This window comes from Streptomyces mesophilus (assembly GCF_040300965.1).
In the GTDB taxonomy this organism is placed as follows: Bacteria; Actinomycetota; Actinomycetes; order Streptomycetales; family Streptomycetaceae; genus Streptomyces; species Streptomyces mesophilus_A.
The window spans coordinates 1-9,831 of sequence record NZ_JBEPEW010000217.1; the positions used below are offsets into that span (position 1 = coordinate 1).

Here is a 9,831-nt window from a genome sequence, read left to right on the forward strand (position 1 = left end):
CTCGCGCTGCGCGACGGAGGCAGCGGCGGGGTCGGGCTCTGGGCGGCGTTCGCCGCCGGCGGGGCCGGGATGTCGCTCGCGTACAGCCCGACCTTCACGCGCGCCCTGGCGACCGTACGGCCCGAGGACGCAGCGGACGCCAGCGGGCTGCTCACCACGGTGCTGCAGCTCGGTCAGCTGTCGGGGGTGGCGGTGTTCGGCACCGTTTTCCTGAGCCGGCCCCTCGCAGGCGCCCAGGAATCCGCGGACGCCCTCCTCATCACCGCATTCGCGCTGGCCGGGGCCGCCTTTCTCGGCGCCGTGTCCGGACTGGTACGCGCGCGTCGCTGACCCATCCGGACGACCGTGGCACAATCGAGCGGGCCGGGATCGGGGGACGACGGCGGTCCCACGGGAGGGAGAAGCACGATGCCTGGGAGCAGCCTCGAGGAGGACGGCGACCTCCTCGACATGGCCGGGACCCAGGGCTGCGAGCAACTCCCCACCACCCCCGCGCCGATCTCCCTCATCTGTCCGTCCTGCGGTTCCACCCATGTCGCCCAGGTGCTCGGCGACAACGGCGGGATCTCCTACGTGTGCACGGCCTGCGGCCACAGCTGGAGCTGATCGATGGGGGCACACAGGAGGAAGTGCGACTGGTGCGGCAGCGGTACGCCGATCGTCCGCGACATGGAACCGGTCAACCCCGACTACCAGTACTGGTGCGAGGAATGCGCGCGGGCGCTGATCATAAAGGGCGACCCCATCGAGACCTACCGTGAACTCGAGGGGGAGCCGATCTACGGACGGCTGCTCGACGAGCACTGCACTCTGAAGCGCTTCTACTCGTTCGCGACGGCCTGAGGGTGCTTGCTCTGGGCCGGGAGCGTCAAGGTGACCTTCGCGGCGCCCCGTCCCCGTAGAGCCGCCAGCGCCAGGAACCCGACACCGGCCAGCGCATAGCCGGACGAGAGCAGGAATTCGCCCGCGTTCTGGTCGAGTTCGGGCCGCACCGTGGCGCTGGTGCCGGCGTGCGGGACCCACCACAGGGAGTACGAGTAGAAGATCAGGGCCGTTGCCGCGGCCACCGTCTTGAGTGCGCGTCCGCCCCGCCGGCGGGCCTCGGTGACCAGGAGCATCAGGACCGGCACGATCCACACCCAGTGATGCGACCAGGACACCGGACTGATCAGCAGGGCGGTCAGGGCGCAGGCGGTGACCGCCCATGCCGTACGGCCTTCGACCAGCGAACTCACCGCCACCGCAAGGCCGAAGATCGCCACCACGGCCGCCACGACCACCCACCACAGGCCCGGGTCGGTGGTGCCCAGGAGGCGGGCGAGCACGCCGCGCAGCGACTGGTTCGCGGTGTCCTCGGCCTGGCCCGGGCGGCTCGCGGAGAAGACCATCTCCGTCCAGAAGCGCTTCGAGTCGTACGGCAGGACGACCGCGGACGCCACGGTGACCGCGAGGAAGGTGCAGGTGGCGGTGGCGGCCCGGCGCAGCTGCGGGTTCCACCACGGCTGTGCGGCGCGCACCCGGCGCACCGCCACGACGATGCCCGCGAGCGCCAGCATCACGGCGAACAGTGCGGGCGTCAGCTTGATCGCGGCGGCGAGACCGATCCCGATACCCGCCCAGCGGTTCTCCTTGCGGCGGGTGAGGTCCCACAGCACGAACACCGCGAGCAGCAGATTGATCTGCCCGTAGCGCAACGTCGTCCACACGGGTTCGCACCACACGAGGGCGGCGGCGATGAGCAGGGCCGGCGTGAGGCGCCTGGCGCGCTCCTCGATGCCGATGAGCCGCAGCGCCAGATACACGAGCGCCAGGACGAGCAGCAGATTGAAGCCGGTCGCGAAGGTCCGCATCTCCGGTACGCCGAGCAGGGTGAGCGGCGTGAAGAGCAGGGCGGCGAACGGCGGGTACGTGGTGGGGAGGTTGGAGACCGTGGCCTGCATCGCGTAAAGGTCGCCGCCGTTGCGGACCGTCCAGCCCTCGGCGCGGTAGACCATCACGTCGAGGAGGGTCACACCGGCCAGCCGCTGGGTGATCCAGAACGCCGTGAACGAGATGAGGCACACGAGCGCGGCGAGCAGCAGAGGGCGTCCGGCGCCCTTGTGCAGGTCGTCATCGGCTCGCGCGGCGGTTCGTCCCAGGATGGTCACGCCGACCGACGTTACCGGCTGCGGAGGCCCCGCTCTGCTGGCGATCATGGCCGCGACAAACGATTTGGTGGAGCACCGGGGTGAGCGTGTACTGTTGTCGACGTCGCCACGGGAAACCGGGCGGACACACCAAGCAAGGGGCTATAGCTCAGTTGGTAGAGCGCCTGCATGGCATGCAGGAGGTCAGGAGTTCAATTCTCCTTAGCTCCACTTGATCGAGAGCGACCCATGTCCGCGGAATACGCGGACCGGGTCGCTCTCGTCGTTTTCTGCGCGGCTTCGCCGCGCGTTGTGGGGGCTTCGCCACCCACACCCCCTCAGGGGGCGGGCGTGGTCGTCACCTTGCCCCGGCGCAGGGTGAGCGTGCGATCGGCCTGGGCAGCCAGCTGCTGGGAGTGGGTGACCACCACCACGCACTTGTTCTGCTCATGGGCGAGTTCGCGGAAGATCCCGATGATCCCCTGGGCGGTGTCCTCGTCCAGATTCCCGGTCGGCTCGTCGGCGAAGAGGATGTCGACGTCGCAGGCCAGGGCCCGGGCTATGGCGACGCGTTGCTGCTGGCCGCCGGAGAGCCGCAGGACGTTGCGGGTGGCGTGGTGCCGGTCGAGGCCGACGCGTTCGAGGATCTCCAGGGCACGGGCCTTCTTGTCGCGGGTGCGGACCTTGGTGATCTCCATGGCGGCGGTGACGTTCTGCACCGCGGTCATATAGGTGAGCAGGTTGTACTGCTGGAAGATCGTGGCGGCGTGCCGGTTGCGGTAGCGGCCCAGACCGATGGTCCGCAGATCCACCCCGTCGAACGCGATCGAACCCGTGGTGGGTGCGTCCAGACCCGAGGCCAGCGAGAGGAGCGTGGTCTTCCCGCTGCCCGAGGGCCCGAGGATGGCGTAGAAGACACCGCGCTCGAAGCGGTAGTCGATCTGCTTGAGCACGGTGGTCCTGCGGCGCTGTCCGGTGTACGTATGGCCGAGGCCGGTGAGCTCCAGAGCGGGCGGTGCGGTCGACGTGGCGTCGTTCATGGTCATTTCCCCTTCGAGAGGATGGAGCGGGGGGACAGCCGCAGCACGGACGCGGCCGGCAGGGCGGTGGCGAGGAGGCCGATACCGAGGCCGAGGCCCGCCACGGTGGCCAGGGCGCCGTTGTCGAGCCGTACGGTGATCCGGTCGATCGGGTCGGCGCCTTCGACGGGTTCGGCGTCCTGGTCGATGCCCTCTTGCAGGCCCGTCGAGCCGGGCGGCGGGGGCTTCCAGGCGTCCAGCTTCCGCTGCGCGGCGCTCGCCTCGTCCCGTACGAGAGCGTTGCCCGCCCGCTCGGTCAGGGTCTGTGCGAACAGCGAGCTGAGACCGATGGCCAGCGCGGCGACCACGACGATCTCCACCACCTGCTGCGCGATCAGCTTCCCCTTGCGCTCGCCCAGCGAGAGCAGCACACCGAACTCGGTGCGCCGCTGCTTGACCGCGAGCGCGGCGAGCAGGGCGAGCACCGCGGCACCGGCGACGCCGATGAGCCACATGGCGGCGGTGGCGGTGCCGGAGACGGACGACAGCGGTCCTGTCATCTGCCGCAGGGCCTTGTCGTTGATGCCGAGCTCGAAGCCCTTGAACGAGGCCCCGGCGGTCCTTTCGGCCTGCGCCTCGAACTCCTCGTACGTCGCCGGGTCCTTGAGCTGGAAGGTCGCCGCGCCCACGGTCGCCGCGTCCTCCCCGTTGAGCTTGCTGAGTGCCCCGGCGGTGACGAACAGGCGGTTGCCCGGGTCGAGTTGCCACTCGGGGTCGGGTGCGTCGGACGGGTCGCGGTAGATGCCCTGGACGGTGAACTCGGCGGTGCGTTCGCCCTTGGGGTCGTTCTCGCCGAGCGTGATTCTGTCGCCGGTCCTGAGGTTGTTCGCGCGGGCCAGCCGTTCCTCGACGAGCAGGACGTTCCTGTCCCGGTCCGCGCCGGTGATCGGCTTGCCGGAGAGCAGTTTCCACTTGCCGCTCGCGAAGTCCGGCTCCAGCGAGGAGTCCAGTACGCCGAAGGCCAGGGTCGAGGTCGGCACTTCCGGGTAGAGGGGCTTGCCGGGCAGCTTCCTGTCGCCCTGCAAGGAGGCGCCGTTGAAGGACCGGTAGGTGTACTTGTCCACCAGCGGTGACGTACCGATTCTGTCGACCACGTCGGTTCGTATCTGCGGCGCCTGAAGCTGTCCCGCGGATGCGAGCGCATCCATGTCCACGCCGAGGGTGACCTCGGCGCCGATCTTGCGTTGCGCCGCATCGGAGGCACGGGCGGTGGCGTCCTTGATGAGGACTCCCGCGAGCACCATCACGGAGATGACCACGAAGGTGCTGAAGGTGATCAGGGTTCTGGTCTTACGGGACCACAGGCTCAGGCCCGCGCGTTTGAGGAAGTTCATGTCGGTGTCCGGCCGGCTCTCTCTTGGTGAGGGGGAGGAGGTCATTCGCTGTCGGTGAGGATCGAGCGGGGATGCAGGCGGAGGATGCCGATGCCGGGCAGCGCGGTGGCGACCAGCGCGATCCCGAGGCCGAGGCCCGCGACCCTGCCGAGGTCGGCGGGGCCCATCCGCAGTTCGGCGGGCGGCAGCAGGGCGGCCGCGGTGTGGCCGGGAAGGAGCTGCGAGGCCTCGCCGGCGAGGGTGGCACCGGCCAGTGCGGCGAGTGCGAGCGCGGGCAGGGCGACGGCGGTGACCTCCACCGTGTGCTGGCCGACGAGCTTCCACTTCTTCTCGCCGAGCGAGAGCAGCATCCCCAGCTCGTCTCGCCGCTCGCGGATCGTGAGCGCGACGATCAGGGCGAGGACCACGGTGCCCGCGCCGGCGATCAGCCGGACCAGTGCCCCGGCGAAGGCACCGACCCGCCGCAGCGGCTGCACCTGGTCCCGGTACGCCTTGTCGTTGACGTCGAAACGGAAGCCGGTGTCGCCGAGCAGCCGTCGGGCCGCCGCGTGCACCCGCTCGGCGTCCTCGGGCGAGCCCAGTTTGAACACCGCCTCGTCCAGCCGTCCGCCGAGCCCCAGATCGGACAGTGCGCCGAGCGGCGTGTAGATCTGGTTGGCCAGGAGCTCGGCCGGCTCCACCCAGGTGCCGGGGGTGCGCGCCCGGTCGTCGCGGTGGATGCCGACGATGTCGTACGTCCTGCGCTGTGACCCGTCCGGCGAGGTCAGCGTGATCCGGTCGCCGGTGGAGAGCCCGTTGAGCCCGGCCAGCCGCTCGCCGATCAGGACGACATCGCGGTCGGCGTCCTTCGGGGTGAGGGGACGGCCCGCGACCAGGGAACTTCGGCCGGTGGCGAAGTCGAGGAGCATCTCCGAGTCCCGCAGCCCGACCAGACCGGGCCCGTCACGCTGCGGCCGGCTGTCCGGCGGGCGCGGCGCGTCGGATACGACGAGCTTGCCGCCCGGCATCCGCGGCGTGCCCCGTAGCAGCGGGTTGTAGCGCCGGACGCCCGGCTCACGTGCCAGCCGCGCCGCCCGCTCGGCGGTCAGGCCGTCGGCGCGCACCGTGGCGTCCACGCCGATCCGGTGCTGCGCCCGGTCCTCCTGGCGGGCCATGGCGCCCTGCAGCAGGAAGCCGCCGAGCAGCAGCACGCACACCACCAGGAAGACGCCCAGGAGCAGCGCCGTTTTCCCCTTGCGGGCGACCAGGCTCAGGCCGGCCCGTTTGACGAAGTTCATGGCGCCGAGCACACCAGGCAGGGCTTTGCAGGGGGATAAGGCTTGTTACGGCGGGATAAGGAGCGGCCGGTTACGGACGGACCGGCAGCGGTCGTCGGGACCGGCGGGACAGGGGCCGATGCCCGGTCGGCCCAGTTGCTTATATCTCTGCAACGTTCCGCTTGCTTGCATGAGCCGTATGAGAGTGCGCGTATGAGGGTTCTGGTAGCCGAAGACCATCAGGTCCTCGCGCGGACGATCGCGACCGGGCTTCGGCGGCAGTCGATCGCGGTGGACCTGGCCGCCTCGGGTGACGAGGCCGAGCGGATGTGCCTGCTCACCGAGTACGACGTCCTCGTGCTCGACCGGGATCTGCCCGTGATGACGGGCGACGAGGTGTGCCGCAGACTGCGCGAGCTCGTCGACCCGCCGCGGATCCTCATGCTCACCTCGGCCGGCGCCCTCGAGGACAAGGTGTACGGGCTCGAACGGCTCGGCGCCGACGACTACTTGGCCAAGCCCTTCGACTTCGCCGAACTCGTCGCCCGTATCCGCGCACTCAGCCGCCGCGTACCCAAGGCGCCGCTGGACGTGCTGCGGCACGCGGGCATCACGCTGGACCGGGCCCGGCGCGAGGTCACGGCGCGCGGGCGGGCCGTGACGCTCACGCCGAAGGAGTTCGCCGTGCTGCGGCTGCTCATGGAGGCGGGCGGCGATGCCGTGCCGCATCACGAGCTCGTACGGACGGTCTGGGACGAGAACCTCGATCCGCGGACCACGGCGGTCCGCGCCACCATCAGCCGGCTGCGCGGCAAACTCGGCGATCCCGACCTGATCCTCGCCGACGCAGGACAGGGGTACCGGCTGTGCGGCTGACCTTGCGCAGGCTCCCGTTCCGCGCACGCCTCGCGGTCGCGTTCAGCGGGCTCTTCCTGCTCGCCGGCATGGGGCTGCTGGCCTTCGTGGTGCTGCTCGCCCGCTACGGCACGGCGCAGAAAGTGCAGGGCATGGAGTTCCTGCCGGTGACCGATGACCCGAGCGCCGGCCAGGCACAGCCGGTGCAGCCGGGCCAGGGTGCGACCGTGCCGCCGCCCTGGAACCCGGCCGCCTTCGAGGGCATCGCCATCCGCAAGACCGAGCAGACCGTACAGGCGGTGCAGGATGCCGCGCTGCAGCAGATGCTGCTGTGGTCCGGCATCGGACTGCTCGTCATGGCGCTGCTCGCGGGGCTGCTCGGCTGGTGGCTGGCCGGGCGGGCGCTGCGGCCGATCACCGCGATGACCGAGTCGGCCCGCCGGATCAGCGACCACAACCTCCACGAGCGCCTCGCCCTGACCGGCCCCGACGACGAACTGCACCGCCTCGCCGACACCTTCGACACGATGCTGGACCGTCTCGAGAAGGCCTTCGACAGCCAGCGCCGTTTCGTCGCCAACGCCTCGCACGAGCTGCGCACCCCGCTCGCCGTACAGCGCACCAGCCTCGAGGTCGGTCTCGCCGATCCGCTCCCGGACGGCCTGGAGGAGGTACGCGAGGATCTGCTCGCCGCCAACCGCGACGCGGAGAAACTGATCGCCGCGCTGCTGCTGCTCGCCCGCAGCGACCGCGGCCTCGGGGCCACCGAGCCCGTGGACCTGGGCGTGCTTGCGCGGCAGGCGGCCGCCGAACTCGCCGCGCCCGCACGGGAGATGTCAGTGGAGGTGGTGGTGACGGGTACGGCCCCGGACGTGGTCGGCGACCCGGTCCTGCTCCGTCATCTCCTCACCAACCTGGTGGGCAACGCCATCCGCTACAACCACCCCGGCGGCCGCGTCGACGTGACGCTCGAAGGCCGCACCCTGACGGTGGCCAACACGGGCCCCGAAGTGCCCGCCGACCGGGTCGACGAGCTCTTCGAGCCGTTCCGCCGCCTTGCCCAGGACCGTCTGGCACACCAGAGCGGGCACGGCCTGGGGCTGTCCATCGTCCGCTCCATCGCCGAGGCGCACGGGGCACGGACCGAGGCGACGGCCAGGGCCGGGGGCGGCCTGCGCATCGCCGTCACCTTCGGGCTCGTGTAGGGCCGGGGTCCGTCCCCGCCGGCTTCTCAACTCCAGCCGCTCCCCAGTGCCTTGCGCCCCGGAGCGCTCGGCAGGGCCGCGCGGCGGGGCGGGGCCGGGAGCTGGTCGGCGGTGCGTTCCAGGCGCAGGGCGAGGGCCGGGCAGCGCCGTACCGCGCGCTGGGCACGGCCGCGCAGGGCCAGCGGGACGCCCGCGTCCGAGACCGTGGGGAAGCCGTCGGGGCCGAGCGTGATCAGTTCCGGTACGACATCGGCGCACAGGCCGTGGCCCTGGCACAGGGTCCAGTCGACGACCAGACGTTCACCGCTCGGTGCGCCCGGATCGGTCAGGCCCGGCACGGGCAGCGGCAGCACCCCGCGGGTCTCGCGGCCGCAGCCGCCGCTCAGGACGTGCATCGCGAGGTCGTCCTTGAACGCCGTGAGTGTCGAGGCGATGAAACGGGCCGAACCGTCCGGGTGCTTGCAGGCGCCACGCCCCTTCACGGCGCGGGTGATCTCGTGCAACGCCTCCAGGGCCGTGGGGCCGCCGCCGTTCAGGACGTCCGCGAGACCGCCGGCCGCCGCCGGCAGGCCGAGACGGCAGGGGCCGCACTGGCCCGCGCTCTCGTCGGCCAGCCACTGGGCGACGCGCAGTCCCTCGCCGAGCGCACAGGTCTCCTGGCCGATCGGCAGGATCGCGCCCGCGCCGAGGGCTCCGCCGAGCGCCTCGAGGGAAGCCCGCGAGACCACCGCGTCGTGCGAGGCGATCGCGTTCAGCCAGCTGCCGTGATAGCCGCCGGTCAGCACGCCCTGGGGGAGCGGGGGAGCGCCGGCGAGCTGCAGGACGTAACGGAGCGGGACACCTGTCGGAACCTCGATGACCATGGGGCGCGCGACCGCTCCGGAGACGGTGAGGAGCACGGTGCCCGGCTCGTCGTACAGGCCCGTGCCGCGGTAGCGCGACGGGCCGATACGGGCGGCGATCGCGAGCTGCGCGAAGGTCTCGGCGTTGGACAGCAGGGTCGGCGCACCGCCGACGCCCGACTCGGCGGCGCGCACCCGGCGGCCCGGCGGCAGCGCGGGTCCGCCGTCGATGGAGCGGATCAGGGCCGAGGCCTCGCCGGTGACCATGCGCTCGGGGTTGCGCTGGACGCGGGCGCGCAGGGCGGCGCTGCGGCGGTTGGACAGGCCGCGCTCGGCGAGCGCGGCGGTCATCGACGACTCGGTCGAGTCACGGGTCACGCCGACGACCAGGGTGCGGGCGCCGAGCGCCTCGGCGGCGAGCAGGGCGCCGTCGAGGATCAGATGCGGGGCCCGGTTGATCAGAACGGTGTCCTTGCGGCATGCGGGCTCGTCCTCGCTGCCGTTGACGACCACCACCGGCCGTACTCCCCGCTTGATCGCCGCGTCGGCGACGGCCCGCAGCTTTCTGGCGAAGGGGAAGCCCGCGCCGCCGCGGCCGCGCAGACAGACGTCGTCGGCGAGCTGGGCGAGGCGCTCGCCGCCGATGGGTTCCAGGGGCCCGTGCACCTTGAGGTGCATCGCCAGATCGAGCCGTTCCACGAGGTCGAACCCCGAGGTGAGCTGGGGCAGTCCGACGACGCGGACCTCGGGGACGTCGGGCAGCGGTGCGTTCAACGACGGCCTCCCGCGGTACCGGGCGCGGACCAGGGCTCACCCGCGGCCGGAGCCTCGAAGGGGTTCGGGATCGGTTCGGTCGGTGCCTCGTACAAGGGCGTCTGGCCGGTGTCGTACGGGGAGATGGGGCCCGAGCCGTACGTGGGGGTCGAGCCGGTGTCGTAGGGGTCGCTGGTCACGTAGTACGGGGGGTCGCTGTTTGCGGCGGGCGCGGGGATGAAGGGCGCGGCGGGGTCCGTGGCGGGCTCGGCGAGGCCCGTGTCGTACGTCGGGACCGGGCCGGTGTCGTACGTGGGGCTCGCGGCCGTGTCGTACGGCGTGGTGCCGCTCGGGTACGCGGGCGGTGCGGGGCGCGACGGG

General features: G+C 71.6%; 9 protein-coding genes, 1 tRNA gene and 2 pseudogenes. 6 read left to right on the forward strand and 6 right to left on the reverse strand.

Annotation, left to right across the window (positions count from 1 at the left end):
- The 3 genes and pseudogenes from ABT367_RS38720 to ABT367_RS38730 all read left to right on the forward strand — a co-directional run.
- Positions 1-330, forward strand: a pseudogene (locus tag ABT367_RS38720) (MFS transporter); the annotation flags it as partial.
- Between the two features lie 78 nt (positions 331-408).
- A complete protein-coding gene (locus tag ABT367_RS38725; protein WP_352258337.1) occupies positions 409-606 on the forward strand; it encodes a hypothetical protein in 198 nt (65 codons plus the stop codon).
- A gap of 3 nt (positions 607-609) precedes the next feature.
- The gene (locus tag ABT367_RS38730) at positions 610-843 is read left to right on the forward strand and encodes a hypothetical protein (RefSeq protein WP_016643127.1); all 234 of its coding nucleotides are present in this window, start codon (positions 610-612) and stop codon (positions 841-843) included.
- Here ABT367_RS38730 and ABT367_RS38735 read toward each other — a convergent pair.
- Complete coding sequence (locus ABT367_RS38735; protein ID WP_434975636.1) at positions 822-2,147, reverse strand: glycosyltransferase 87 family protein; 1,326 nt, start codon at positions 2,145-2,147, stop codon at positions 822-824. The two genes, ABT367_RS38730 and ABT367_RS38735, sit on opposite strands and share 22 nt — an antisense overlap.
- A 137-nt stretch (positions 2,148-2,284) precedes the next feature.
- Here ABT367_RS38735 and ABT367_RS38740 point away from each other — a divergent pair.
- Positions 2,285-2,357, forward strand: a tRNA-Ala gene (locus tag ABT367_RS38740).
- 107 nt (positions 2,358-2,464) lie between these two features.
- On the opposite strand, the gene ABT367_RS38745 is transcribed toward ABT367_RS38740, so the two are convergent.
- Genes ABT367_RS38745 through ABT367_RS38755 form a run of 3 tightly spaced genes read right to left on the reverse strand, consistent with a single transcriptional unit; the run spans position 2,465 to position 5,816 of the window.
- Positions 2,465-3,166 carry an ABC transporter ATP-binding protein gene (locus tag ABT367_RS38745; protein ID WP_352258325.1) on the reverse strand — a complete coding sequence of 234 codons (702 nt, stop codon included), beginning with the start codon at positions 3,164-3,166 and terminating at the stop codon, positions 2,465-2,467.
- 2 nt (positions 3,167-3,168) lie between these two features.
- Complete coding sequence (locus ABT367_RS38750; RefSeq protein WP_352258327.1) at positions 3,169-4,539, reverse strand: FtsX-like permease family protein; 1,371 nt, start codon at positions 4,537-4,539, stop codon at positions 3,169-3,171.
- A gap of 41 nt (positions 4,540-4,580) precedes the next feature.
- A complete protein-coding gene (locus ABT367_RS38755; RefSeq protein ID WP_352258329.1) occupies positions 4,581-5,816 on the reverse strand; it encodes an ABC transporter permease in 1,236 nt (411 codons plus the stop codon).
- Positions 5,817-6,008: 192 nt separating this feature from the next.
- Here ABT367_RS38755 and ABT367_RS38760 point away from each other — a divergent pair, with 192 nt between their 5' ends.
- A complete protein-coding gene (locus ABT367_RS38760) occupies positions 6,009-6,671 on the forward strand; it encodes a response regulator transcription factor (RefSeq protein ID WP_352258330.1) in 663 nt (220 codons plus the stop codon).
- Positions 6,662-7,855 (forward strand): sensor histidine kinase, encoded by a 1,194-nt coding sequence (locus ABT367_RS38765; protein WP_352258332.1) that lies wholly within the window; start codon positions 6,662-6,664, stop codon positions 7,853-7,855. The genes ABT367_RS38760 and ABT367_RS38765 overlap by 10 nt, the downstream gene beginning before the upstream one ends.
- Before the next feature lie 26 nt (positions 7,856-7,881).
- Here ABT367_RS38765 and ABT367_RS38770 read toward each other — a convergent pair whose 3' ends face one another.
- Positions 7,882-9,471: an NADH-ubiquinone oxidoreductase-F iron-sulfur binding region domain-containing protein gene (locus ABT367_RS38770; RefSeq protein ID WP_352258334.1), complete on the reverse strand. Its 1,590-nt coding sequence runs from the start codon at positions 9,469-9,471 to the stop codon at positions 7,882-7,884.
- Positions 9,468-9,831 (reverse strand): annotated as a pseudogene (locus ABT367_RS38775) (hypothetical protein); the annotation flags it as partial. The gene ABT367_RS38770 and the pseudogene ABT367_RS38775, both read right to left, overlap by 4 nt.